The sequence below is a fragment of the Pseudofrankia sp. DC12 genome (assembly GCF_000966285.1).
Taxonomy (GTDB): Bacteria; Actinomycetota; Actinomycetes; order Frankiales; family Frankiaceae; genus Pseudofrankia.
Genome location: NZ_KQ031391.1, coordinates 1314407 through 1339283 on the forward strand (window position 1 = coordinate 1314407; position 24877 = coordinate 1339283).

General features: G+C 69.6%; 25 protein-coding genes and 1 pseudogene. 19 read left to right on the forward strand and 7 right to left on the reverse strand.

Annotation, left to right across the window (positions count from 1 at the left end; genetic code table 11):
* Positions 1-67 precede the first annotated feature (67 nt).
* On the forward strand, positions 68-3376 hold the full coding sequence (locus FRADC12_RS05360; protein ID WP_045875801.1) for a type ISP restriction/modification enzyme: 3309 nt from the start codon (positions 68-70) through the stop codon (positions 3374-3376).
* Between the two features lie 482 nt (positions 3377-3858).
* Here FRADC12_RS05360 and FRADC12_RS05365 read toward each other — a convergent pair.
* Together FRADC12_RS05365 and FRADC12_RS32855 are read right to left on the reverse strand one after the other, a co-directional pair.
* A pseudogene (locus FRADC12_RS05365) lies at positions 3859-4008 on the reverse strand (IS1380 family transposase); the annotation flags it as partial.
* A 22-nt stretch (positions 4009-4030) separates the two neighbouring features.
* Positions 4031-5893, reverse strand: coding sequence for a protein kinase domain-containing protein (locus tag FRADC12_RS32855; protein WP_232304121.1), 1863 nt, complete (start codon positions 5891-5893; stop codon positions 4031-4033).
* A 226-nt stretch (positions 5894-6119) separates the two neighbouring features.
* Between FRADC12_RS32855 and istA the strand changes: the two genes are divergently transcribed.
* Genes istA through FRADC12_RS05390 form a run of 3 tightly spaced genes read left to right on the forward strand, consistent with a single transcriptional unit; the run spans position 6120 to position 8469 of the window.
* Positions 6120-7370 (forward strand): IS21 family transposase, encoded by a 1251-nt coding sequence (gene istA, locus FRADC12_RS05380; protein WP_157488705.1) that lies wholly within the window; start codon positions 6120-6122, stop codon positions 7368-7370.
* Positions 7367-8164, forward strand: coding sequence for an IS21-like element helper ATPase IstB (istB, locus tag FRADC12_RS05385; RefSeq protein ID WP_045875803.1), 798 nt, complete (start codon positions 7367-7369; stop codon positions 8162-8164). Before istA ends, istB begins: the two co-directional genes overlap by 4 nt.
* Positions 8161-8469 carry a hypothetical protein gene (locus tag FRADC12_RS05390; protein ID WP_045875804.1) on the forward strand — a complete coding sequence of 103 codons (309 nt, stop codon included), beginning with the start codon at positions 8161-8163 and terminating at the stop codon, positions 8467-8469. The genes istB and FRADC12_RS05390 overlap by 4 nt, the downstream gene beginning before the upstream one ends.
* Before the next feature lie 44 nt (positions 8470-8513).
* On the opposite strand, the gene FRADC12_RS28110 is transcribed toward FRADC12_RS05390, so the two are convergent.
* From FRADC12_RS28110 to FRADC12_RS28115, 3 genes are all read right to left on the reverse strand, one after another.
* A complete protein-coding gene (locus tag FRADC12_RS28110; RefSeq protein WP_157488706.1) occupies positions 8514-8936 on the reverse strand; it encodes an effector-associated domain EAD1-containing protein in 423 nt (140 codons plus the stop codon).
* A gap of 396 nt (positions 8937-9332) precedes the next feature.
* On the reverse strand, positions 9333-9812 hold the full coding sequence (locus FRADC12_RS05400) for a restriction endonuclease subunit S domain-containing protein (RefSeq protein ID WP_198152778.1): 480 nt from the start codon (positions 9810-9812) through the stop codon (positions 9333-9335).
* A 10-nt stretch (positions 9813-9822) separates the two neighbouring features.
* On the reverse strand, positions 9823-11184 hold the full coding sequence (locus FRADC12_RS28115) for a helix-turn-helix domain-containing protein (protein ID WP_157488707.1): 1362 nt from the start codon (positions 11182-11184) through the stop codon (positions 9823-9825).
* Between the two features lie 290 nt (positions 11185-11474).
* On the opposite strand from FRADC12_RS28115, the gene queC reads away from it, so the two are divergent.
* The 12 genes from queC (at position 11475) to FRADC12_RS05465 (ending at position 20334) form a co-directional block, all read left to right on the forward strand.
* Entirely contained in the window at positions 11475-12134 is a 660-nt protein-coding gene (gene queC / locus FRADC12_RS05410; protein WP_198152780.1) for a 7-cyano-7-deazaguanine synthase QueC, read from the forward strand.
* 3 nt (positions 12135-12137) lie between these two features.
* Positions 12138-12518 carry a 6-carboxytetrahydropterin synthase QueD gene (queD, locus tag FRADC12_RS05415; RefSeq protein WP_045875806.1) on the forward strand — a complete coding sequence of 127 codons (381 nt, stop codon included), beginning with the start codon at positions 12138-12140 and terminating at the stop codon, positions 12516-12518.
* The gene (locus FRADC12_RS05420) at positions 12515-13210 is read left to right on the forward strand and encodes a 7-carboxy-7-deazaguanine synthase QueE (protein WP_045875807.1); all 696 of its coding nucleotides are present in this window, start codon (positions 12515-12517) and stop codon (positions 13208-13210) included. The genes queD and FRADC12_RS05420 overlap by 4 nt, the downstream gene beginning before the upstream one ends.
* Before the next feature lie 160 nt (positions 13211-13370).
* Entirely contained in the window at positions 13371-14153 is a 783-nt protein-coding gene (locus tag FRADC12_RS05425; RefSeq protein ID WP_045875808.1) for a reverse transcriptase family protein, read from the forward strand.
* 16 nt (positions 14154-14169) lie between these two features.
* Positions 14170-14718, forward strand: a complete 549-nt coding sequence (locus tag FRADC12_RS05430; RefSeq protein ID WP_045875809.1) for a formylglycine-generating enzyme family protein — start codon at positions 14170-14172, stop codon at positions 14716-14718.
* Positions 14715-15182, forward strand: coding sequence for a DUF6884 domain-containing protein (locus FRADC12_RS05435; RefSeq protein WP_045875810.1), 468 nt, complete (start codon positions 14715-14717; stop codon positions 15180-15182). Before FRADC12_RS05430 ends, FRADC12_RS05435 begins: the two co-directional genes overlap by 4 nt.
* A complete protein-coding gene (locus tag FRADC12_RS05440; protein WP_052710703.1) occupies positions 15173-16216 on the forward strand; it encodes a glycosyltransferase family 2 protein in 1044 nt (347 codons plus the stop codon). The genes FRADC12_RS05435 and FRADC12_RS05440 overlap by 10 nt, the downstream gene beginning before the upstream one ends.
* A complete protein-coding gene (locus tag FRADC12_RS05445; protein WP_045875811.1) occupies positions 16213-17157 on the forward strand; it encodes a radical SAM protein in 945 nt (314 codons plus the stop codon). Before FRADC12_RS05440 ends, FRADC12_RS05445 begins: the two co-directional genes overlap by 4 nt.
* Positions 17154-17690 (forward strand): phosphoribosyltransferase, encoded by a 537-nt coding sequence (locus FRADC12_RS05450; RefSeq protein WP_045875812.1) that lies wholly within the window; start codon positions 17154-17156, stop codon positions 17688-17690. The genes FRADC12_RS05445 and FRADC12_RS05450 overlap by 4 nt, the downstream gene beginning before the upstream one ends.
* Complete coding sequence (locus tag FRADC12_RS05455; protein WP_045875813.1) at positions 17687-18808, forward strand: glycosyltransferase family 4 protein; 1122 nt, start codon at positions 17687-17689, stop codon at positions 18806-18808. The genes FRADC12_RS05450 and FRADC12_RS05455 overlap by 4 nt, the downstream gene beginning before the upstream one ends.
* A gap of 3 nt (positions 18809-18811) precedes the next feature.
* The gene (locus FRADC12_RS05460) at positions 18812-19705 is read left to right on the forward strand and encodes a 5'-3' exonuclease (protein WP_045875814.1); all 894 of its coding nucleotides are present in this window, start codon (positions 18812-18814) and stop codon (positions 19703-19705) included.
* Entirely contained in the window at positions 19702-20334 is a 633-nt protein-coding gene (locus tag FRADC12_RS05465) for a PIG-L deacetylase family protein (RefSeq protein ID WP_045879126.1), read from the forward strand. The genes FRADC12_RS05460 and FRADC12_RS05465 overlap by 4 nt, the downstream gene beginning before the upstream one ends.
* A gap of 163 nt (positions 20335-20497) precedes the next feature.
* On the opposite strand, the gene FRADC12_RS05470 is transcribed toward FRADC12_RS05465, so the two are convergent.
* Both FRADC12_RS05470 and FRADC12_RS29250 read right to left on the reverse strand, forming a co-directional pair.
* Entirely contained in the window at positions 20498-20995 is a 498-nt protein-coding gene (locus FRADC12_RS05470) for a hypothetical protein (RefSeq protein ID WP_232303629.1), read from the reverse strand.
* A 34-nt stretch (positions 20996-21029) separates the two neighbouring features.
* On the reverse strand, positions 21030-22433 hold the full coding sequence (locus FRADC12_RS29250; protein WP_198152781.1) for a helix-turn-helix domain-containing protein: 1404 nt from the start codon (positions 22431-22433) through the stop codon (positions 21030-21032).
* A 334-nt stretch (positions 22434-22767) separates the two neighbouring features.
* Here FRADC12_RS29250 and FRADC12_RS30910 point away from each other — a divergent pair, with 334 nt between their 5' ends.
* The 3 genes from FRADC12_RS30910 to FRADC12_RS05490 all read left to right on the forward strand — a co-directional run bounded on the left by FRADC12_RS30910 (position 22768) and on the right by FRADC12_RS05490 (position 24851).
* Positions 22768-23244 (forward strand): ATP-binding protein, encoded by a 477-nt coding sequence (locus tag FRADC12_RS30910; RefSeq protein WP_198152782.1) that lies wholly within the window; start codon positions 22768-22770, stop codon positions 23242-23244.
* Between the two features lie 231 nt (positions 23245-23475).
* Positions 23476-24534: a tyrosine-type recombinase/integrase gene (locus FRADC12_RS05485; RefSeq protein WP_198152783.1), complete on the forward strand. Its 1059-nt coding sequence runs from the start codon at positions 23476-23478 to the stop codon at positions 24532-24534.
* An 8-nt stretch (positions 24535-24542) separates the two neighbouring features.
* A complete protein-coding gene (locus FRADC12_RS05490) occupies positions 24543-24851 on the forward strand; it encodes a helix-turn-helix domain-containing protein (RefSeq protein WP_198152784.1) in 309 nt (102 codons plus the stop codon).
* The last annotated feature ends 26 nt before the right edge of the window (positions 24852-24877 follow it).

Consider the following 24877-nt stretch of genomic DNA (forward strand, 5'->3'; position numbering starts at 1 on the left):
TTGGGTCTGTGCCGAGCGTGGCTATTTCGGTATGTTTCGTCTCCGGCTCGGCGCAAGGGGGCTAGCAGTGGCATCGGGGGCGGCGGGGTGGCTTCAGGACGCGGTGAGCTCGTTCGGGGACGGCTGTCGGGCGAAGCTGGCTGGACCGGGTGATCGGGAGGCCGCGATCAGGGCGCCGTTGGACTCGCTGCTGACGACGGCCGGGCAGCGCCTCGGCGTGCCGGCGGTCTTCCACGACGAGGTCCGCGATGTCGAGCGACGGGTTCGCCCCGACTACGGGGTCAGCGTCGATGGCGCGGTCTTCGGCTACGTCGAGGTCAAGGCACCCGGAAAGCCGGTCGACCCGGAAGCCTTCACCGGCCACGACCGCACGCAGTGGGAACGTCAGCGCGACCTGCCGAACCTGGTCTACACGAACGGCACGCATTGGCGGCTGTTCCGCGACGGTGAGGCCTATCTCGGCCCGGTCGTGCTCGGCGGTGGCGACCTGGCTCACGCCGGTCGCGAACTGCGCGCGGTCCCCGAGTTCGAGGCGCTGCTGACAGATTTCCTGCGCTGGAAGCCGGCGCCGATCACCTCGGTACGGGTCCTGGTGCGCTCGGTCGCACCGCTCACCCGGCTGCTGCGCGGCGAGGTCCTCGACCAGCTGGCAGCCGAGCAGCGCGCGGTCGACGCTGGGGCCGACTCCGAGGCCCAGCCGTTCACGGGCCTGGCCCGCGACTGGCGGGCGTTGCTGTTCCCGCAGGCCGACGACGCCACCTTCGCCGACGGCTACGCCCAGACCGTCGCCTTCGCACTACTGCTGGCCCGCACCGAAGGCATCGAGCTGGCGAACACGTCACTACACCAGATCGGGGTCGCGCTCGGCGCGGGCCACTCACTGATGGGCAAAGCCCTTCAGCTGCTCACCGACGACGTGGCCACCGACTTCAAGGTCACCCTCGACCTGATGGTCCGCGTCGTCGGTGCCGTTAACTGGCCCCGGGTGCGCCGCACCGGCCGCGACACCTACCTGCACCTCTATGAGGACTTCCTCGAGCTCTACGACCCAGGGCTGCGCAAGAAGTCCGGGTCCTACTACACCCCGCGGCCCGTCGTAGAGGAGATGGTCCGCCTCGTCGAAGAAGCCCTCGTCACCCGGCTCGGAAAGCCGGCCGGGTTCCGCGACCCCGGGGTACTCACCATCGACCCGGCGATGGGCACCGGCACCTACCTGCACGCGATCCTCGACCGGGTCGCAGACCAGGCCGAACGCCAAGATGGCCCCGGCACGATCCCAGGCGTCCTGTCGCAGGTCGCCGAACGCCTGGTCGGCTTCGAGGTCCAGATGGGCCCCTACGCCGTCGCCGAACTGCGCACCACCGACCTGCTCAACGCTCACGGCGCCAAGCCGCCCAAGGACGGGATGGGGCTGTTCGTCACCGACACCCTCGACGACCCATACAGCGCCCGCGCCCAGATCAGCTCAGCCCTGCGCCTCATCAGCCAGTCGAGGCGCAAGGCCAACGACATCAAGGCCAAGGCCGACGTGCAGGTCGTCCTCGGCAACCCGCCCTACAAGGAACTCGCCGCGGGCGGTGGCAGCTGGGTCGAGCACGGCGGCGAGGGCCACCCAGCCATCCTGAACGACTTCCTGCGGGATGTACCAGGCAAGTTCTCCGCCAAGGTGAAGAACCTCTACGTCTACTTCTGGCGCTGGGCGACCTGGAAGGTCTGGGAATCCACCCCACTGACGGCCCGTCGGCCCAACGGCGACTCCGGTGTCGTCTGCTTCATCTCCACCTCGGGATATCTGACCGGCCCGGCGTTCACAGCGATGCGCGAGTACCTACGCCGCAACGCCACCGACGGCTGGATCATCGACCTCACCCCCGAGGGCCAGACCCCCGACATCCCCACCCGACCATTCCCGGGCGTCCGCCAGCCGCTCGCTATCGGCCTGTTCCTACGCACCCCGGGCGCCAGCCACGAGATGCCCGCGACCATCCGCTACCGCGCCCTGCACGGCCGCCGCGAGGAAAAATTCGGCGCCCTAGCGCAGCTGCGCCTCGACGGCGACGGATGGCGCGAAGTCCGCAGCGGCTGGACCGACCCGCTGACCCCCGCCGCCGACGGCGGCTGGGACACCTACCCCGCTGTGGCCGACCTGCTGCCCTGGTACTCCCCCGGAGTCTTCCCGCTCCGCACCTGGATCTACGCCCCGTCGCCGGACACCCTGCGTGAACGCTGGACCACGTTGCTCGCTGAACGCGATCCAGCAGTACAGGCAAGGCTGTTCAAGGAAGGCCATGATGGCGCGCTCACCAAACCGAAGAGTCCGCTGCCCGGCTCGGACACACACCAGACCACGCTGACGCTGCTCCGCGACGATCGAGTCACCGAGCCACAGCCCATACGAGTCGGCTACCGGGCCTTCGACCGGCAGTGGATTCTGCCCGACAGCCGGCTCATGGACAGACCCCGCCTCGACCTGTGGGCCGCACGTGTACCCGGCCAGATCTTTGTTGTCGAGCAGCACATGCAGCGCGTGAAGGACGGACCCGGCCTGGTCTTTTCCGCACTCCTCCCTGACTACCACCACTTCAAGGGAAGCGAAGGCGGGCGTGTGCTCCCGTTTCTGCACCCCGACGGCACGGCAAACCTCGCACCTGGCCTCACAGCGGCGCTCACGGCCGCCTACGGCCAGTCGGTCCGCGCCGACGAGGTGCTCGCATACCTCGCCGGTGCCATCGCCCACCCGGGCTACACCAGCACGTTCGTCGATCAGCTGACCACCCCGGGTATCCGAGTCCCGGTCACCGCCGACCCGGCCCTGTGGACCAGGGCCGTTGGCCTCGGCCGCCAGGTGCTCAAGCTGCACACCTACGGCGCCGCCGCCCCGCCAGGACAACCGGCCAGCTCGATCCGCTACCCCCACGGCGACGCACGCCAGCCACGGTCGATCAAAGCGATCACGACGATGCCCGAGAACCTCCGTCACGACGACACCTTTGACGTACTGGTCATCGGCGACGGCGAGATCGGCCCCGTCAGCGCCGCCGCAGCCGCCTACGCGGTCGGTGGCAAGAACGTTCTGAAGTCCTGGTTCAACTACCGCAAGAAGGACCCAGGCGGGAAGCGCACCTCCCAGCTCGACCACCTCCACCCAACGACCTGGAACCCGGACTGGACCACGGAACTCATCGAACTGCTCACCATCCTGACCCAGCTCACTGAACTCGAACCCACCCAGGCCACGCTGCTCGACGAGATCCGCACCGGCCCATTGCTCTCCCTCAAAGCCCTGGCCGCCGCAGGAACCCAATGGCCCACAGACGCCAAAGCGGACCGCAGGCCCAGCCACAGCCGGGCCGCGCCCAGCATCCTCGGCGAATAGGCACCCCACGACCTAACCAGCACCGCCCGCCAAGACACGCTCAGTAGCCGACGAGCAGAGGAAAGCTGAGGGGACTCGAACCACCTCAGCAGGTCCCCGACCTGCGCCAACAACTCTAGACACGGGTAGCCAAGCCGTCACAGAATGACATAGGTTAAGGTCACGGTTCGACTACTCTCAGGGGTGGACCTGATTGGCCACAATACGATCCGCTACCCGATCCTGCCGGGACCGGTGATCAGCGTCGTCGGTGCCGTCCACGGGACCGCGACCTGCACAGACACAGTGCCAGCCCACTGATCGCTGATCCACGCGCGTCGGTCGGGTGTGATCGCGGTCTGCTCTCGCATAGTTGTTGATGTCGAATTGTGGTGCCTGCCCCATGGTCGTGGCGGTGTGTCGCTGTCGCCCGGTGGCGTCCGGTCCACGTCCGGGGGTGGGTTTTCCTTCTTGTCGGTGGGGTGGGAGGTCGGTGGCCCGGGTTATCCGGGGGCGGGCAGTGCGCGCAGCGTCGTCATCGCCTCGACGGTCAGTGGGTCCGGGGGGTGATGTGCGGCCAGGCGCAGCACGGTTTGTCGGGCGTGGTGGGCGAGCCGGCCCGCGACCGAGAACAGGCCGAGCCTGTGGGCCTTTCCCCGCACAGCCGCACCGACGTCACCAGCCGGCGCTACCCGGGTGCCCATCCGCGGCGCGCCAAGGTGCTTGCGGTCGCCGGATGGTCTGTGCTCGTCGTGGGCGGTAATCTAGCGCCGCTTCCAGTTCGGAGATCAGCTCGGCGGCGGTGGTGATCGGCTCGGTTCCCGCCTCCTCGCCGCCGAGCGCAGCTATGGTGGCGGCGTCGAGGTCCCGGGGCACCTCGTGGTTGAGCTGACGCGGGCTCTGCAGTCGTCCGAACGTCCCGTAGGGCGCCGGTGGCAGCCCGGCGTCTCCTGGCAACGGCCAGCGGCCGGTAAGGGTCGCGTAGAGCAGGCCACCGAGCGCGCGGACGTCCGCAGCCTGAACCTCAGGCCCGGAGACGGAGGCCGGCCCGGTGCCATCGAGGCTAGCGAGTACGGCGCCGATCTCGAGGTCGATCACCTTGACGATGCCGTCGATAGAGACGATGACGTCGCTGGGGCGCAGGCCGCCGTGCCGCAGGCCGCGCTCGTGCGCCGCGGCGATGACCCGCGCGGCGCCGAGGACGACGGCGGCCGCCTGCTCCGGACGCAGCGGGCCCTCCTGGGTGAGCTGGCGCAGCGTGCGGCCGTCGGCCCACTCGGTGATGACGTAGGAGACCTCGCCGTTCTCGGTGTCCGTGACGCTCGCATCGTAGGTGGACGCGGCACCCGGGTGCACGAGCCGGCCGGAGGCGACCGCCGCCGCCAGCAGCGAGTGGCCGGCCTTGCGACGGGCGGGATCGTCGTGGACGTGCTCGACGACCAGGACCGCGACGGGCCGGGTCAGAACGGTGTCGTCACCGCGCCACAGCGTGACCGGGCCGTGAGACGACAGAACCCCGATGAGGCGGTAGCGGCGATCGAGGACCGACTCCGCGCGCAGCGGGCCACCGTGGTCGTCTTGTTCGACGGCGTCGGCGAGGTGGTCGAACTCGTAGGTGTCGTTGGTTTCGCCCCAGTCGGGGCGGGCGTACTGGTAGGCGTTGCTACCGGGCTCATATTCGTTCCCGTACCCGCTGCCAGGCGACCCGGCGATTTGTGCGCCGGTCATCGAGCCGTCGGCGAGCGGGCGGGCCCCGGTCGTCTGGGCGCCTACCCGGCGGCCGACGAGCGCCGCTTCCAGGTCATCACGCATCGCCCCGGCAGTGGAGTACCGGTCATCCGGCTCATTCTCCAACGCCTTGAGCGTGATCGCATCGGCGGCGGCGGAGACCCTCGGATTGAGCCGCGACGGCGGGCCGGGGATCTTCCGGACGTGCTGGTAGGCGACCGCGACCGGGCTGTCGCCGCGGAAGGGCGGCTCTCCGGTGATCAGCTCGTGGAACAACGCACCGACAGAATAGACGTCGCTGCGGGCGTCGGATCTGCCCCCGCAGGCTTGCTCGGGGGAAATGTACGGGGCGATGCTCGGAACGCCTCGGGCGCCGGCCATCGTCACCGATATGGTGCTGCCAAAGCCTATAATCTTGACCCCGCCGTCCGGGGCGAGCATGACCTTCGCGGGCCTGATGCCCCGGTGAAAGATGCCCCTGCTATGGCTGTGGTCTAGTGCGGCGCAGATGTCAGACGTAATCTCCATCGCGCGCCGCTCATCGAACGGCCCTTCCCGCTGGAGCGCCTCGCGTAAAGTCCGGCCCTCGATGAACTCCATGACCATGTAGGGCAGGGTGCTTCCGTTGATCACACCCTCGCCCATGTCGAATACGTGCACGATCGCCGGGTGGTGCAGGTGGGCAGCGGACCGGGCTTCCCGCTCGAAGCGCTTCAGGAAGTTAGGGTCACGGGCGTGGTCCGAGCGCAGCACCTTGATGGCTGTGTCCCGGCCCATCCGGACATCGCGGCCGTGGTAGACCTCGACCATGCCGCCATAGCCGATTCCAGCTCCCAACGCGTACCGGCCGTTGACGACATCAGACTCCGTACCGTAGCGGTCGAAAACGTCTTCCTGTGAGAGGAGGGAGTCTCGGCGAACGCCCTGCGACCCCACCACACCGGGAGTCTGTGTCTGCGGAGCACCCTGTCGCCGGTCCGTGAAAACTGACCCCCTGGGGACCTCCGAATGTTGACCCCCCTGCTTGCGTAGGGAGGTGCTGAAGGTGGAGGACTGGGCGGAGATCCGTAGGTTGCATCGGGCCGAGCAGGTCCCGATCAAGGAGATCGCCCGGCGGCTTGGGGTTGCGCGGAACACGGTCCGTAGGGCGTTGGCGTCGGACGGTCCCCCGAGATACGAGCGGGCGGCGCGGGGGTCGGTGGTCGATCCGTTCGAGCCTCAGATTCGGGCGTTGCTGGTGGAGTGGCCGCGGATGCCGGCGCCGGTGGTCGCTGCGCGGATCGGCTGGACTTACTCGTTGTCGCCGTTGAAGCGGCGTCTGGCGGTGATCCGGCCGGAGTATGTCGGGATCGACCCGGTGGACCGGGTCGTCTACGAGCCGGGGCAGGTCGCGCAGTGTGACCTGTGGTTCCCGCCGGTGCCGGTGCCGGTCGCCCCCGGCCGGGAGCGGGTGGCGCCGGTGCTGGTGATGGCGCTGGGGTTCTCCCGGTTCCTGGCGGCGACGATGATCCCGTCGCGGCAGGCCGGGGACATCCTCGCGGGGATGTGGCTGCTGATCTCCGGGATCGGGCGGGTCACGAAGACGCTGGTCTGGGACCGGGAGGCCGCGATCGGCGGGGGTGGCCGTCCGACCGCGCCGGCGGCGGCGTTCGCGGGCACGCTGGCGACGCGGATCCGGCTCGCGCCGCCGCGGGACCCGGAGTTCAAGGGCGTCGTCGAGCGGGCGAACGGCTATCTGGAGACGTCGTTCCTCCCCGGGCGGGGGTTCGCGTCGCCGGCCGACTTCAACGGCCAGCTGACGGACTGGCTGGCCTCGGCGAACACCCGCACCGTCCGGTCGCTCGGCGCCCGCCCGGTCGACCTGCTCGAAACCGACCAGGCCGCGATGCTGCCGCTGCCGCCGGTCGCCCCGGCGGTCGGCCTGGCCAGCCGGGTCCGGCTCGGCCGGGACTACTACGTCCGCGTCGACGCGTCCGACTACTCCGTCGACCCGCGGAGGATCGGCCGGTTCGTCGACGTCATCGCGTCGCTCGACACCGTCACCGTGACCTGCGACGGCCAGGAGGCGGCCCGCCACCCGCGCAGCTGGGCGCCGCACGCAGTCGTCACCGACCCCGCCCACGCGGCGGCCGCGAAGGCGATGCGCCAGGCCCTGGCCGCCGACCGCCAGGCCCGCCAGAGCCGCCGGCACGCCGACGGGCACCCGGTCGCGCTGCGCGCCCTGCCCGACTACGACGCCCTGTTCGGCGTCGACTTCAACCCCACCGGAACGGAGAACCAGCCATGACCAGCACCGCCCCGCCCCGCGACGGCCTCCCCGCGATGATCGCCTACCTGTCCCGGGTCCTGAAGACCCCGACGATCGGCGCGTTCTGGGAACAGCTCGCCGACCAAGCCCGCGCCGAGAACTGGTCGCATGAGGACTACCTCGCCGCGCTGCTCCAGCGCCAGGTCGCCGACCGCGAGTCCAAGGGCACCGTCATGCGGATCCGCACCGCCCACTTCCCGACCGTCAAAACGCTGGAGGACTTCAACCTCGACCACCTGCCGTCCCTGCGCCGCGACCTCCTCGCGCACCTCGCGACCTCGACCTACGTCGCGAAGGCCGAGAACGTCGTCCTACTCGGCCCGCCCGGGATCGGCAAGACCCACCTCGCGATCGGCCTCGGCGTCAAGGCCACCCAGGCTGGCTACTCCGTCCTGTTCGACACCGCCTCGAACTGGATCACCCGGCTGTCCGACGCCCACCACGCCGGCCGCCTCGACGCCGAACTCACGAAGATCCGCCGCTACAAGCTCATCATCATCGACGAGGTCGGCTACATCCCCTTCGGCCAGGACGCCGCGAACCTGTTCTTCCAACTCATCGCCTCCCGCTACGAACAGGGCTCCGTCCTGGTCACCTCGAACCTCCCCTTCGGCCGCTGGGGCGAGACGTTCTCCGACGACATCGTCGCCGCCGCGATGATCGACCGGCTCGTCCACCACGCCGAGGTCCTCACCCTCACCGGCGACTCCTACCGCACCCGCCAACGCCGCGAACTCCTCACCAAGGGCCGCCCCGACCAGGACCGCCCGTGACCACCACCGGGCAGGCCCCGCCCGACGGCCCGTTCACCACCGAAGCCCAAGCCCGCCACAGCCCGCTCGCCCGAGCCGTCCACACCGACTTCGACCCCCTCCAGGCCCCGGCGCTGCGCCACGACCACCTCCTGGCCGTCCTCACGGCCACCGGCGTCACCCTCGGCGCGTTCGACGCCCGGATCGTCGCCTGGCTCGCCCGCACCTGGGAAGCCACCACCATCGCCGTCCTCGCCGGCCTGATCACCCGCGCGAACCACGCCGGCAAGACCACCACGACCTGCCCGCACCACCGCACTACCTGATCTTGAATTCGACCCGGGGTCAAATTTCACGGACCCCCAGGGGGTCAAATTTCAGAAACCGTTGACACACCCTGGTCGGCGGCCCGGGATGACCACATGTCGGCCCTGGGACGTGGAGCCTCGGCTCGCGTCGCGAACCTGTCGGCACGGCCGAGGACCTGGTTCGCAGGGAATCGCCTGTGGGCCTCCGTGATAACTCGGCGGCAGCCGTCCGCCAGCACTCCGGCCGCCAGCAGCATGCTGACCTCAGTCCAGAACGTCCGGGCGGTCGGCCCCCAGGCCGGCTGATCCGCCCGCGTCAAACCAGCGGCCTCCAGCAACTGGCGCGCCACCCGCTCCCCGTAGAACAGGCCCGCCAGCTCCGCGATCTCGCCGGAGGTTAGGCCCTCAGCCACGGCACGATCCGGCAGCGTGAGATCCGCCGCGACGACCGGAAAACTGGCCGGCGACGCCGCGTCTGCGCCCACCCCCGTACTGCATCCCAGGATGGCAGAGCTGGCGCAGCGCGCACAATCAGACGTTCAGACGAACGTAGTCGGGCTTGGTCACGTGCAATCCGGCAAGTCGGCGGTGTTGCATTGAGCCCACAGGTCATCGCTGCCGACAGCCGCATCGTGCCACCGCTGTCGGACGCGAGGACGCGCGCGTTGCGAGGCGGTCCGACCCAGCCGCGAGACGAGTGGCCGGGGACGCGGTGCCGTGCGGCGGGTCGCAGTGATCAACCGCTTGGCGTCGCACGACGATCCGCGCGCCGACCAAACCCGGCCTCAAGGACGCTCCGACACCCTCGCCATCATCCCGACACACGCTCAGGTCGCCCAAACGGGATAGATAGATTGCCGTCAGGCTTCCCACCGTCACGTCTATGGCCGTTGCGCTCCTGCTGGCCACACGATGTCGACGGTCTTTCCAGTGTTGTAGGCGTATGCAACGACGTCCGCGGTGCCACCGAAGCCGCGGCTGGGCTGGCCGTCCCATACAGCAATGAGCAGGTCGGCCTTGTCTACGAGCCTTTCGCTGGCGTCTTGATGCGCGGTCGACTCGGATGCTTCGTGTGGAAGAGCTACGATGCTGGTGGCTTCGCCGAGTAGCTCGTCGTACAGCGCGTGATGTGTCTCCGGAAGGCCCTCGCGGTAGCGTGTCGCCGGGACAACGACTGTCAGCTGCCCGCCGTGGTTTAGAACTTCCTGCGCGAAGATGCTGTCGGGGCCGTCGGCGATGCAGCTGATTCCGACGAGGTCGGGGCCTTCGTATCGGCTGAGGATTTTGAGGATCTCGCTGCGGGCGTAGTCCTCGATGTCGGCGGGCAGTCCTCGGTGACCTGTGATCCCGATCGTGGGCATGTGTGGTCCTTCAGATATCGGCGGGGTCGGTGCCGTGCAGTGCCGCGTCGAACCGGCGGATCTCTTCTGACGTTGTCTGGCCGGGGATGGCGTGCCGGGTGTGCCAGGCCGCGCGTATGACTCGCTGGGAGCTTGTCGGTGCGGCGGTGACCAGCGCGTGGGTCGCGAGTGCAGCGCACTGGTCGTAGTCGCCGGCCTGCGCGTGCGCGTCTGCTTCGCGCAGGAGGGTCAGCCCGTGCTGTGCGTTGCGGTTCGGGTTTGTGCCGGCCGTGAGGTCGCGGGCGGCATCGAGGGCGACCTGAGGGCGGCGCAGGTCGACGGCCGCGGTGAGCCGGTAGCCGGCGAGTTTGGCCTTGTCGAAACGCATGATCCACGGCCAGGGCGGCGCCTCGCCGTGGGGAATTCGCCCGACAGCGGTCTCCGCTGCGTCCAGACTGCGCCACGTCTCGTGCTCGTCGCCGGCAGCGGCATAGACGGAGGCAGACACGGCGTCCATCCAGGCATCGGCCACCGGGTGCCGGCGGACGGGGAGTGCCTGTTGTGACCTCCCTACAAGGAGGACCGCTCGGTGCAGGTCGCCTGTCTGGGCGGCAAATGCAGCGGCGCTCCCTAGCATGTAGGCGGGCAGTGTCGGGTGGCCTGACGCACGGGCGAACCGAACCGCCGTGCGGTAGTGGCGTTGCGCTGAGCCGATCTCCCACGTATCCCACGCGAGCCAGGCCAGGAATCCGAAGCCCTCGCTCGCTGCCTCGTGCGCCGATGCGACGGTCTCCTCGTCTCCGGCGGCGACGGCCACGTCTCGTAGCAGCCGTAGGTGACCTGCCACGATGTCGGCGAGTTCCGTCGGGGGCAGGGTGCCGTCGCGCAGCCGCTGCGCGGACAAGGCGGCGCGCAGCACAGCGACCTGGGCAGCTGGTTCTCGCTGCAGGGTGACCAGGTATGACTCCAGATGCGCCAGCGCACTGAGTCCAGCGGCGCCAGCGAGAAAGTCTCGACGGTGGATCATCGATAGTTCATCCCACTCGGAAAGAGCTGTAACACCTCCCGCCCCGGACAGGTGGGTCCCAGGGCTCGCCTCGACGCCCGCAGTGCGGTCAGGAGCGCCCGTCGTCTGTGTGACGTCAGACGTCCCGTCGCCATCAGTAGGTGCGGCATCAGCTCGCCGATCGATGGGAGCCGCGACGCGGACGCCGAGTGCCTGCTCGTAGTCGCGGATGAGCGCGGGTGTTGCCTCACGACTTCCGGTCTCGACCCGGCTGAGATGGCCTTTGTCGCGGTCGATCATGCGGGCGAGTTGTCCGAGGCTGATTCCGCAACCCAGGCGTGCGGTTCGCAGGTCGTTGCCTCTGATCACGTCATGGTCTCCCGCCATACGGACCGCACTGAAGCGGCTCCAACGTACCGCCGGTCGCACTGCCTAGACGGGACATACGCGACCTGGTCGTCGCCTCATCTGCGCTGACCGTTGCCGCAACACTGTGGCGGCAACGGGCAACAGCGACAAGTCCATCACTGACCGCAATCCTCGTCGTTGGGCGTGAGTGGACGCGGAGGTCTCGCAGCGCGCTCGATTTTGCTCCGCCTCATGCCTGTTGGTGGCACTCGTAGATGAGAGGCACGGAGATGATCAATTCTTCTGTTCCATCGGGGTCGAGCGCGGTGGTGGTCGCTTCAGGCGGCCTGGACAGTACGACGCTCGCCTATCACCTGGCAGACGGCGGTTATGGGCTGCGGCTGGTCTCGGTCGACTACGGCCAACGGCATCGTCGCGAGTTGGACTTCGCAGTGGCGCTGGCTGGACGGCTTGATGTGCCGCATGACGTGATCGACCTGCGCGCGGTGGGGCGGCTGCTGGCCGGTAGCGCGCTGACGGACGCTGCGGTCAGCGTCCCGGACGGCCACTACACCGACGCCACGATGCGGATCACTGTCGTGCCGAACCGCAACGCGCTGCTGCTCGACATCGCGGTCGCGCTGGCGGTTGCGCATGGCGCGGGCGCGGTGGCCTTCGGCGCGCACAGCGGTGACCACGCTATCTACCCGGACTGTCGGGAGGAGTTCGTCCAGGCCTTCGAGTATTCGGCGCGGGTCGCGAACGAGGGGTTCGTGGCTGACGGGTTCCAGGTGCTCGCGCCGTTCCTGACCTGGACGAAGGCAGAGATCGTCCGGCGTGGTGCGCAGTTGGGTGTTCCGTTTGGTGACACCTGGTCGTGCTATCGGGGCGAGGTCGCGCACTGCGGCACCTGCGGGACCTGTACCGAGCGGCGGGAAGCGTTCGTGCTCGCGGGGGTCACCGACCCGACTGACTACGTCGAGCGGTGAGCGATGTTCTCTATCGGGAAGCGGTTCACCTTCGACGCGGCGCATGTGCTGCACGGCCTGCCCGCCGGTCACAAATGCGGCCGGCTGCACGGTCACACCTACACCGTCGAACTGCACCTACAGGCCGACGGCCTGGTCGACCCGGGGTTCGTGACTGACTTCGCCGATCTGGCGCCGTTAGGCCGGTACCTCGATGAGCAGTTCGACCATCGGCTTCTTAACGACGTACTCGCTGTCGAGCCGACGTCGGAGGCATTGGCGGCGCATCTGTTCGGCTGGTGCACGCAGCATCTCGCGCCGACCCTTGCCTGCGGGCAGATTGTCGCGGTCCGGGTGTCGGAGACGCCGTCGAGCTGGGCCGAGTACCGGCAGACCTCGACGTGAGCGCCACGGTGCTGCGGGTGGCCGAGACGTTCGGTCCGACGTTTCAGGGCGAGGGGCCTGCGAGCGGGCAGCGCGCTCTGTTCGTCCGGCTGTCCGGTTGCCCGCTTGCCTGCCAGTGGTGCGACACGCCGTATACCTGGGATCGGTCTCGGTTTGACCTGGCCGCGCAGAGCCGGCAGGTCGAGGTCGCCGAGCTGCTCGGCTGGGTGCGGGGCCACGCTTGCGAGTTGGTGGTGTTGACGGGCGGCGAGCCTTTGGCCCAGCAGAGCGCGTTGATCGAGCTGGCCCGGTCGCTGACGGGCGATGGCCGTCGGGTCGAGGTCGAGACCAGCGGAATCATCGCCCCAGGCGGCGATCTGCTCGCCGCGGTGGCGCGGTTCGTGGTGTCCCCGAAGCTCGCCAACAGCGGTCTTCCGGAGCGCCGACGCATCCGACCCGACGCGCTGCGCGCGTTCGCGGCGAGCGGGCGGGCGGTGTTCAAGTTCGTTGCCTGCGATCCGAGGGACCTCGACGAGGTGGGGCAGCTTGTCGAGGACTACAGCTTGGCGCCCGTCTGGGTCATGCCGGAGGGCACCTCCGAGGAGCAGATCGGCGGCGGGCTGCGTGCGCTCGCCGGGCCTGTGCTTGCCAGGGGCTGGCATTTGTCCAGCAGGCTGCACATTGTCCTGTGGGGAGACGAACGTGGCCGTTGAAAAGTCTGGTGAAGGACCTGAGCGGGGACGTCTTTCCCGTCGCCCCGGGCCGCGCGTGTGGGAGAGCGAACCCGTTATTGGGGGCGGCGGGAGCGTTCCTGCCGCTCAGGCAGTACCGACAATAGCAGAAAGTGCGCGGCTGCCGGCGACACATTCCCTGATGCCGCTGTTCGCCGACGAGAAGTATCTTCACCGGGCGGCGCGGGCGTGTATGCGTCGCCGTTCGGCGCCCGGGGCTGACAGGGTCACCTGGGCTCAGTACCGCCAGGGCCTACCCGAGCGGCTGCACGCGTTGAGTCGCCGGCTGTTCGACGGGACGTGGCAACCGGGCCCGCTGCGCCTCACCTCGGTCACGGCCTACACCGGCAAGACCTTCACGGTCGCGATACCGACCGCCGAGGACCGCGTCGTACACCGCGCGCTGCGCGGCGCTGTCGAGCCCGTGTTGGAAGCGACCGTCCTCGCTCCCTGGGTGTCGGGCTACCGGCCTGGGCGCAATCGGATCACCGCGCTGCGGACCGCGAGCAACCATCTCGCCAAGGGCCTGGGGTTCGTCGCGGACCTCGACGTGGCCCGAGCGTCCGAGGGCGCCACGGTGGACCAGGTGGTCGACTGGGTAGCAGCCCATGTCCACGACGGCACTTTCCTCGACCGGCTCCGGACGATCCTTGGCGGCCTTTCCGATCCGATGATCCCGGGCAGCGGCCTCGCCCCGCTCCTGATCAACCTGCGGCTTTCCCGGGTCGACGCCCGCCTCGCGCATCTGCCGGTGGTCCGGTTCGCGGACAACTACTGCGTCTTCACCGCCACGCAGGACGCCGCCGTCCGTGCGTTCGGGGCCGTGACCGAGGCGCTCGCCGCGGAAGGCCTACGCCCGCACCTGACCAAGAGCAGGGTCCGGACGGCCGCGAATGTCGAGGACCTGTTCCTCATCGCCGGGTGACCGAAAGGAGAGCCCTGTGTCCCTCACCTGGAGATTCGTGGAAGCGGGCACCTGCCTGTTCGGCGACCGGCTGCGTCCGATTGCCGTGCCCGCGCTGTGGTGGACCGCGACCCCTGTCACCTACACCGATCTGGGGAGCGGTCCCGGAACGGACATCCCGGTCACCATGGTCGACTGGGACGGCGCCTCCAACCTGGCACGCCAGCTTGGGGGCCGGCTTCCGCGGTCGGTCGAGTGGGAGTGGATGGCCGCCGGCCCAGGCCGACGCCGCTATCCGTGGGGCGACCATGAGTGGGCTCCGGGGAAGGCCGTCCTGGTGCCGGCCGGACACGAGCAGCCCCAGACGGCCGGGAGTTGCCCGCTGGGCGCGACGCCCGAGGGGTTGCTGGATGTGGCGGGCAACGTCTGGGAGTGGACCGCCACCACGGTGCTCGGCGGCGGCGCGGTCATCCGCGGTGGCTCGTATGCCTCGCCACCTCTCTACGCGCAGTGCACCTTCCTCAACGCCGCCCCGGCCGAGCTGCGTTCACCCGGCATCGGGTTCCGCCTGGTCCGAGAACCATGACGACCCCCGGCCAGACCGCACCCGCAGTGATCATCGGCTGCTCACGGCGCAAGACGTCGACCACCGTCCCGATTCCGGCTCTCGACCTCTACCAGGGCGGCCGGATCCCCGAGCTGCGATCGGTCCTCGCCGACCAGCCCGACCTGCGGCGCCGCGTCTGGATCCTCTCCGCCGAACACGGCCTGATCCACGGTGGCACCCCGCTGCTGCCCTACGACCGGCGCCTCGATGCCGCGCGTGCGCTCGAGCTACGTCCCCAGGTCGCTCACGCGGCCGGCCGTGAACTGGCTGCTGGCGGTCCTCCCAGGGAGGTCCTGATCGTCGCCGAACCGCTCTATCTTCTGGCCCTTGCCGACCTGCCCGGCCTGCTCGCGCCCGGTCTCCTGCACTGGGTCGAGGACCCGGTCGGCGGCTGGCCGCGAGCCGAACAGATCCTCACGACCTGGAGCCAGCCATGCCGCTGACCAGCACCCTCTCCGTCCGGGACACCCTTGCCCGGCGGGACAACGAGTACACCGACGCGCTGCGCCGATTCGAACAGCGCCACGAACTCGACTGGCACGCGCCGACACCCGCCGAGACCAGCGGCGGCGCGGTCTCGGTCGTCATCCCGGCGCGCAACGTCGCCTACTGCCTGGGCCAGGTCCTCGACGCGCTGCGCGCGCAGGACACCCGGGGGCCGTTCGAGGTCATCGTCGTTGATGACGCCTCCACCGACGCGACGTTCCGCGTCGCCGTTGGCCATCCGCTCGGGCCCACGGTCGTGCGGCTGCCGTCGCGGCAGGGCAGCGCCGCCGCCCGCAACGCCGGCACCGCGCTCGCGCAGGCGGACACCGTCCTCTTCCTGGACGCCGACATGGTGCTTCCGCCGCATGCCCTCGCGGACGTCGCTGCCCGTGCGACCGCGGACCTCGTGCTGGTCGGGTTTCGCCACAACGTGCCCTTCACCGCCGACGGCGATGGGCACGCGGTGGTCCCGGTACAGGCCGCAAGCCTGGCCGCGGACCTGCGGGTGCGGTGGACCCCGCCCGTCGAGACGGTCCTGCCCTACTCCGGCATCACGCTGACCGCTCCGCTCGATGGCCGGCCGCTGGATGCCACCGACGACCTGCGCGCTTTGGGCGAGGGCCGGTGGTACTACGACTGGGATCTACCTCGCATGGTCGTCACCGCCGTCATGGCCGCGCCACGCGCCGCGCTCCTGGACGTCGGTGGTTTGCACGCCGCGTTCGGCAGGACGGGCTGGGGCTGCGAGGACACCTACCTGGGCGCGGTACTGATCGCCGCAGGGCTGCGGGTCGCCCCGTTGCGCCAGCTCGTCGGTTACCACCTCGACCCGCCAGACGCCCCCGCAGCGTGGGCGGCGAAGCTCGCCACCTGGCCTGACACCCTCGCGCTCTACCGCCGTCTACTCGCTCAACCGCCACCGGGCGGCCAATCCGCGGAGTTCCTGCGCGCCACCCGCGAGCTGCTGGCGGATTGCGAGGTGCTGTCGTGAACCGCACGGTCGCCGCCGCCGAGATCGGCGGGCAGACCATCGTCTACGACCCGCTCACCGGTCAGACCCGACTCGCCGACCGGCCGCTCCCGGCAGGCCGCCGGACTTACGACGACCGCGAGCTCGCCGGCTGGCCGCAGATCGACCCAGCCTCGCTGAACTCGGGCTGGCCGGTCTCGCTGTGCTGGTCGCCGCTGGTGCGTTGCAACCTGGCCTGTCCCCACTGCCTGGACGACAAACAGCTCCCCGAGCTGCCAGCGGCGGACCGTGCCCGCACCGGCCAGGCCATCGCCAGCTCCGGCGTCCTTGGCGTGGACATCTCCGGTGGCGAACCGCTGCTCCTCACCGACCTGCCCGACCTCGCCGATCTCCTCGTCGCCGGCGGCCTGGCGGTCAGTGTCACCACGAACGGCTGGCAGCTGGCGCGCCGCGCCGCAGCCCTGGCCAGGCACGTCGACGCGGTCCGCGTCAGCCTCGACGGGCCGGACCCCGACCGCCACGACGCCATGCGCGGTCGGCGAAGCTTCGACCGGGCCCTCGGCGGCATCGTCGCCGCCCGCGCTGCCGGCCTCCCGGTCCAGATCCAGACGGTGATCCGCGCCAGCCTCACCCGCCGCGACCTGCAGTGCCTTGTCGATCTGGCCGCCCGTCTCGGCGCGCAGGGGGTCACGTTCCTGCAGATGCTGCCGCTCGGCGAGGGCGCCGCGCTGACGGCCGAGCTCGTCGGTGACGCCGTCGCCCGCGCTCTTGTGGACAGCCTCGCCGTCCCCGCCGGTCTGGCCGTCCGGTTGCGGACCCGCGCCGCCGCCGGCAACTTCACGGTCGTTCGCGCCGACGGCCAGGTCTGGCGCAACCAGCCCGACGCCGCCGGCATCGGCCCGACCGACCGCCTGCACGGTCCGACCGGCTTGGCGTTGACGGCACCGGACGGCTCCGCGTGACCGCCCGCGTGTTCGAGCACAGCCGCCTGTGGCGGTTGACGGCTCCCGCTCTCGATCGGGCCGTCCAGCTGCTCGCCACCGCGGCCACCGAGAACTTCGGCGCTTTCACCCAGGTCGTCGGGATCGCCGACGGCGGCACCGTCCCCGCCACCCAGATCGCGACCCAGCTCGGCGTCAGACCCACGATGGTGCGTGCCCGCCACAACCCGACCGACGCCCACTACAGCCCCGCCACCGGCCAGGTCTGGTGCGACCCAGGCGACCTCGCGCCAGCAGGCCGGGTCCTCGTCGTTGACGACATCTGCGGCTCCGGAGCCACCCTGCGGACCGTTGTCGCCGCGCTCGCCGAGCGCGCACCGACCGGTACCCAGCTGGTCACCGCCACGCTCTGCCTGAACGCCGGATCCACGGCCCCACCCGACCTGTGGGTCTGGGCCGACCTCCGGGACTGGGTCGTCTTCCCCTGGGAGACCCAACCGCCCGCCGACACGATGACAGACCTGCCACTCCCCACGCAGGCGTACCGGCGATGACCCCTGGCGGCCCACGCCCGACCAGCGGCACTGTCCTGTTCGTCCTCGCGTCCTACCGGCGCGACGCACCCGCCGGGATCGAACGCGCCATCGCCGGCCTGACGACCGGGTTGAACGCCACCGGCCACCGGTCCCTCATCGCCACCGCAGCGCCGCACCCTCCCGACGACCCCGACGTGGTGCCGCTGCAGCTACCGGTGTCGTTCCCCTGCGACGACGACGCGCTACGCGCCTGCATCGAGAACAACCGCCCCGCGCTTGCCGCTCAGCTCGGCGCACTCGCGGCACGGACCCGCGCCGACGTCATCGTCTACGCGGACGCGCTCTGGGGCCTCGGCCGGATCGCCGCCGACCTCCCCGTCCGGGCCGTCCTGGCCGTCCACGTCGTCGGCGACCCCCAGGACCTCCGCCCCGCCCTCGACTCCGCCGACACCGTGATCTCCCCGTCGGCCACCGTCCTGCACGAGGCGAACGCCCAGGGCTATCGGACGGACAGCTGGCGCGTCGTCCCCAACCCGCTGCTCATCGATCCCGACGACGTCCCCCGACCCGATGCCGCTGAGCGCGAACAGCTCCGCCGACGCGGGCCCGTCCGAGTCGCGGCCCGACTCGGACGCGAGAAGGGCGTCCTCGAACTCCTCGCCGCCCGACCCTCAGGCCCACGAACCCGCCCCGTCGAGGTCACGCTCGCCAGGGCCGGCTTCGAGGAACACCCCGGCGGCCAGACGACGCTGCTCGCCGCCTGCCAGACCGCCGCCACCGCAGCCGGCGCGACGTTGCATCCACCGCTGCGCTGGGCGCAGGTGCCCGCCTGGCTGGCCCGCGCCGCAGTGACCATCGTGCCGTCGCTGCGCGAGACCTTCGGCCTCGTCGCCGCCGAGTCCCTGTCCGCCGGCACACCCGTCATCGCCTACTCCGTCGGGAACCTGCCCGACCTCATCGGCGACGCCGGCATCCTCGTCCCACCCGACCGCGGCCCCGCCGGGCTTTGGGAGGCCGTGAAGACGCTACTCACTGATCCGCTACGCTACAGCGCAACGTGTGGTGCTGCGTACTACCGGTCACGGGACTATCGGCCCACCACTGTCGCTGACGCATTCCTGAAAGCGGTGTGGTGAACGATGTCCCTGGTACCTCTCCTGCTCGTTGACGGGCACAACCTGCTTTACCGCGCCTGCTTCGCCACGCCCGCGCAGATCTACTCCCGGGATCCGGCTCGGCGTGACATCACGACCCAGTTCATGTTCTTCGCGCTGCTACGCAAGGCGATCACCGCCGAGCTCGCCGGCTGGCCTGAGGTCCTTGTCGTCTTCGACGGTGAGCACGGCGCCGCCGGCCGCCAGGCCGCAGATCCTGCCTACAAAGCCAACCGGCCTACTAACGAGGAGGCCCGCCGGCCGCTCGAAGCGCTGGCCGACATTAAGACCGGCCTCGACCTGCTCGCCGTCGCCTGGCTCGAATGCGAGGACGCCGAGGCGGACGACGCCATCGCCACCCTCGCCCACGCGGCCCGACCCGCCCGCGAGGTGCTGATCCTCTCGACCGACCAGGACTACTTCCAGCTCCTCACCGGGCCGGACGGGCTCGGCCAGGCGGTCCGCGTCCTCAACACCGCCCGCCACCCCGGCAACCGCCTCCTCGGACCAGCCGACGTCCGCGCACGCTATGGCGTCGAACCCGCCCAGTTCCCCGACCTGCGCGCGCTCGCCGGTGACCCCGCCGACAACATCCCAGGCATCCGCGGCATCGGGCCGAAGACCGCCGCCGCGCTCCTCGCCGACGGCCTCAGTCTCGACGACCTCCCAGCCTCCGGCCGCCTGACCGGCACCCGAGGCGCCGCGATCCACACCGCATGGCCGCAGATCCTCGCCTGGCGCGACATGATCCGCCTGCGCCGTGACCTCCCAGTACCGCACGAGCCCGCTGGCACTCCGACCGCCGCGTTCCCGATCCCAGGCGAGATCATCACCAAACTCGGGCTCTGGTGGGCCGACGGCGCCCCCACGGCGCCATGACCGGGCCCGGAGCTTCTCGACGCTCCGCGCTGCTCGCGGTGATGGCCCACCCCGACGACGCGGAGCTGTGGGCCGGCGGCACCCTCGCGCTTCACGCCCAGTCCGCCCACGTCACCATCGCGATCCCGCCGTCAGACCCCGCCCGCCTCGCTGAGGCCGCTGCTGGCGCCGACATCCTCGGCGCGCACCTCCAGCTCCTCGACGATCCCGTGACGCCCCAGGCGCTGAGCGCTGTGCTGACGGAGCTACGTCCGGACGTGGTCATCACCCATCCGTTCGCCGATGTCCACCCGGACCACCGGGGCCTCGCGGCGTCCGTCCTCGCGGCCCTCCCCGACGCGGTCATCGCCACCGGCTTCCCGCGGCGGCTCTATACCTGCGACACGTACAACTCGCTGACCCTGGACGGCCCACTCGCCGCCACTGCGATCATCGATATCACCCAGACCTACTCGACGAAGATGCGCGCCCTCGCCGCACACAGCACCACACAGCCCATCACCGATCACTTCGGTCCCATGGCCGAAAACCTTGCCCGCCTCTGGGGAGCCCGCTGTGGCACCCACTACGCCGAACCCTTCACGGCCGTCCCGATCCTGGGACGCCTTCCCAGCGCATCTCATCTCTGAAATGCCAGCAGGACCCTCTCAACGTCCTGTATTCCGGGTCCGTGGAGCAAGGAGGAAACACAGTTCCGTCATCCCTGGTCGACAGCGGATCGAGCCAAGCGGATCTTCGTCGCCATGATGTGAAGCGGGATTCCCGCCCAGTGTGCTTCGGACCGCGCGGCGGTCATCGTTTGACGTCGCTGAGACGTTCAGCGCCGGAAGGCCAGATGATCTCCACCCGCAGGCTCCTGGACCTGGCGGACTCGACCACCGCCGCCGTACCACCTCGGTCGACCGGTGACCGGCCGTCCCAGACGGCCATGAGGAGGTCGACGGAGCCCAGGAGCGCCTCGTTCGCAGCCTCGTAGGCTGCACGGTTGGACTCCTCGAAGGGCATAACTCGCACGTGCGCGGCGCGACTAATGAGCGCGTCGAACAGCTCGGCGTGGTCTGGTTTGACCTTCCGCGCTCGGTAGTCGGAGGCCGGCAGGATGACTTCCAACTCGCCGCCAAGACTGAGCGCAACATCGGCGAAGATGCTGTCCGCTCCGGCCGCGATGCAACTGACTCCCGTGAGTCCCTTCTGCGCCTGCGGGGTGAGAGCTTCGGTGAGGGCAGCGCGGACAAGTTCTGCGCTGGCGGGTGTGAGATCCATATGACCGGTTATGCCGACGCGGACCACGAATCCGGCCTCCTCTTCGATCTGTCGCGACGGGTCAGGCGGCCGGCGCCGCGCGCAGGATGGGTTCTATTCGGCTGCGCAGCGCGGCGATCGTGCCCGTCGCTGTCGTACTTCCGGCGTGGCGGTAGAACTCGGCAAGCTTGACCCGCACCCGGGTCGACTGCGTCTGTTCCACCGTGTTCACGGCTTCATGACCGAGCCGGGCCGCTTCGTCGTACTCGCCCTGGATCAGGCGGACCTCAGCGAACCCGAGTTGGTCGAGCGCCGCGCTCCGCAGGCTGTGGCGATCTCGCAGCGCTACGGCCTGGCCCAGCCAGGTCGCCGCTTCGTCGGCATGCTCGGGTGCCTGGTAGGCGATCTCAAGGAGCCGTCCTCCGGTGACGCCGGCGAGTTCAGCCTGATCGAAGTAGGAGATCCAGTACGGTTCGACGGTCGGATCGGCGTCCCGCAAGCGATCCTCCGCGTAACCAGTCGCCCGGCGGAACGCACCGAGCCGGCCCTGCTTCGCATACGCCCACGCCTCCCGCGTGTGCAACATCCCGAGGACAGCAGGGGTCAGACGCCGGCCGGTGCCGTCCTGCGCGAGGCGAACCAGTTCAAGTCCTTCAGAGACACGGCCGAGGTAGTACTGCTGGCGCGCCATCCCGGCGAGGATGTTCGCGCAGAACGCGGGATCGTCAGCGGCCTTGGCCGCGCGCAGCGCGAGCAGGTAGTACCGCTGCGCGACCCCGCCTTGGCCCGAGTCCCAGGACATCGTCGCCGCGGTCGCGGCGAGCTGTGCCATCGCGCCGTGCAGGCGCCGCGTCAGCTCAGCAGGGTGGGAGAAGTCGCGCAGCTCGTCGGCGACCTCCGTCAGTTGGCCGATGACCGCCTTACGACGAAGACCGCCGCCGAACTGGTTGTCCCACGAACGGAACAGCCGCGCCCCCTGCTCAATCTGCTCGATCTCCTGATACCCAATGCCGGCGGTACGTCGCGGCGTCAACGACGGCTCGGCGGCGAACAGCCAACCCTCAGCTCGTTCGAGCAACGCCGCACCGAAGAGGATGGCGACAAGGGAACGTGCTGCTTCACGACGGTCATAGGCAAGATCCTCCTTCGTGAAACGGCTGATCAGTTCTGCGGTCGAGGTCCCACGCACGATCAGGAGATCTGCCTCGGTCTCGCCGGAGCCGACCGCCGATACCTCACGCAGCGCAGACAGCGTGCGAGCCTCGGCGGTTTCGTCGGACGGGGCCGGATCCTCGGAGGAAGCCGCTACGATCTTGACCCCGAGTGCCTGTTCGTAGGCGTGAAGGAGCGCTGGGGTGACCTGCCGGCCATGCCCCGTCTCGACACGGCTGAGATGGCCCTTGTCGCGGCCGATCAGACGGCCCAGCTGGCCCAGACTCAGCCCACAGCTCAGACGCGCGGTCCGCAGGTCGTCGCCGCTGATCACGTAGTGGCCTCCCGCCAGGGCCGCGCAACGTATCGGCACCAAACATACCGGCCACGGCACCGTCTGATCGCGGCATAAGGGTCTTCTGGGCCGGAACGTCGTCGTGGATCGTTGCCGCAACGCTGTGGCGGCAACAGCCAACGGCGACATGGACCGCACGGAGCCCGATCCTGAGTACTGAAACCGGTCGACGGCGGAAGGCGCAGCCCACGAGTGGGCTTATTCGGCCATTCGTCGGGCATTCGCGCTCTCGGCCCGAGAGCGAATTGCCTTGTTCCAGCCATCGGCGCAGCGGGACATCCGCCGCGTGAACCGCATGCAGAGGGAATTAGCCATGACCGACTCCGGCGACCGATTGCGGCGCATAGACCGCACTCCCGGCGGCCCGCGAGGACCTGTCGCGCTGCTCGCTCAGCGTCCTGCACCGGCCGAGCGGGTCGCTGCCGCTCGATTCCCACTGACCGATGAGGCCGTGCCGGCGGTGCGGAAGGGCACGGTCGAAACATTGACCGCATGGTCGGTCGATGCGGACGCCGTCGCGGTTGCTGAGACCGTCGCCTGCGAGCTAGTCGCGAATGGCGTCCAAGCGAGCAAGCCCGGCGACGAGTACGGGGCTGTACGGCTGACCGCGAGCAACGGCACGGTCGTCATCGAAGTCTGGAACCGCGACCACGGATCCGTACCGCGCCTGACCCCGCCCGACGTCGACAGCGAGACAGGCCGTGGCCTGCAGCTGGTCGACGCGCTGTGCAGCCAGTGGCATTCCTACCGGGCGGCGTCGGGCGGGATCGTCGTGCGCGCGGAGTTATGAGCGTTATTGCATCGGATACAACACTCGCCATTGCCCGATAATGCTGATTATGGGTCGGGTCTGCCTGGGCGCTGTGTTGCGACACGCGAGAGTTCTGGGTGGTTGAGCCGGGATTTCGTGAACGCTAGCGTCTCCGCATCAATGTTGCGTCTGATGCAACGGGAGGTTCGGGTGAGTGCGACCGGGTTGCCTGGTTCGGCTCGTTTGGAGATTGTGGAGAACGTTGTCCCTTTGGATCAGGCGGGGACGACGTTTGAGGCGATGCTGTCAGGCTGGGCACGTCAGCAGCGCGCGCGGTTCCTGCGGGAGGCGGAGACGATAGCGCCGCGGCTGGCGCTGGTGAGGCGGCTGGTGGCGTTCAGCGGGCTGTTCCCGTGGGAGTGGACGCCGGCGGAGGGCGAGGCGTTCATCAGCGATCGGCGGTCCGGTTCTCGCCCGGTATCCGTGTCGACGGCGCGCGGGTACGAAGTTGCGCTGCGGATGTTCTGCGAGTACGTCACGGACCCTCGCTACGAGTGGCCGCGGGTCTGTGAGGAGCGGTTCGGCCGGTGCCCTGCGCAGATCTTCCATGAGTGGAACAGCGTGGCGCATGTCGTCGAGTACGAGGGGTCGGCGGGCAGGCGGCCGTTGACATACGACGAGGTGCAGGCGTTGTTCGACGCCGCGGACGGGCTCGTCGAGGAGATCCGGGGCCGGGGCCGCAAGGGCGCGTTGCCGGCGATGCGTGACGCCGCCCTACTCAAGACGATCTACGCGTTCGGCCTCCGGCGCCGGGAGGCGCGTGGTCTGGATCTGACGGACCTGCGGCGGTCTCCGAAAACGGCGCAATACGGGCAGTATGGCGCGCTGTTCGTCCGATACGGGAAGGCGTCCCGTGGCAGCCCGCCGAAACGGCGAACGGTGTTGACGGTTCCCGAGATGGACTGGGTCGTCGAGGTGCTCGCGCACTGGGTCGGCGAGCTGCGGCCGTTGTTCGGGCCGGGGCCTCTGACGGCGCTGTGGGTGACCGAACGTGCGAGCAGGATCTCCACGCGAGGCGTCAACGAGGCGTTCGAGACCGCGCGGCGGGCAGCGGGGCTGCCCGCGGAGCTTGACCTGCACTGCCTGCGGCATTCCTACGTCACGCACCTTGTTGAGTTCGACTATCCCGAGCGGTTCGTCGCCGAGCAGGTCGGGCACCGGTGCACCTCGACGACCGCGATTTACACGGGTGTCTCGGACGAGTACCGCAATCGGTTGGTGCGTCGGTCGCTGGAGCGGCACGAAGAGTTGTGGGAGCGTGCCCAGTGATACGGAAGATGGGCTATCGCTGGAACCTGCGGAAAGTCATGGCCGACCGTGGCCTGTTCCAGACAAGTGACCTGGTGCCGCTGCTGGCCGAACGGGGTGTTCACCTGTCTCGGGAGCAGGTCTTCCGGCTGGTGACCCAGCCGCCGCAGCGGCTGTCGATGGATACTCTCGCCGCGTTGTGCGACATCCTCGCCGCGACTCCCAACGACCTTGTCGACATCGAGGTCGTCAACGTTCAGGTCGCCAAGGCGGCCGGGCAGGCGCGGCCGGTGCCGACCGGCCGGCGCACCGTCGTCCGCCGACCGGGCCTGCCGTGACTGGCCGACCGGGCCGACCGGCTCGG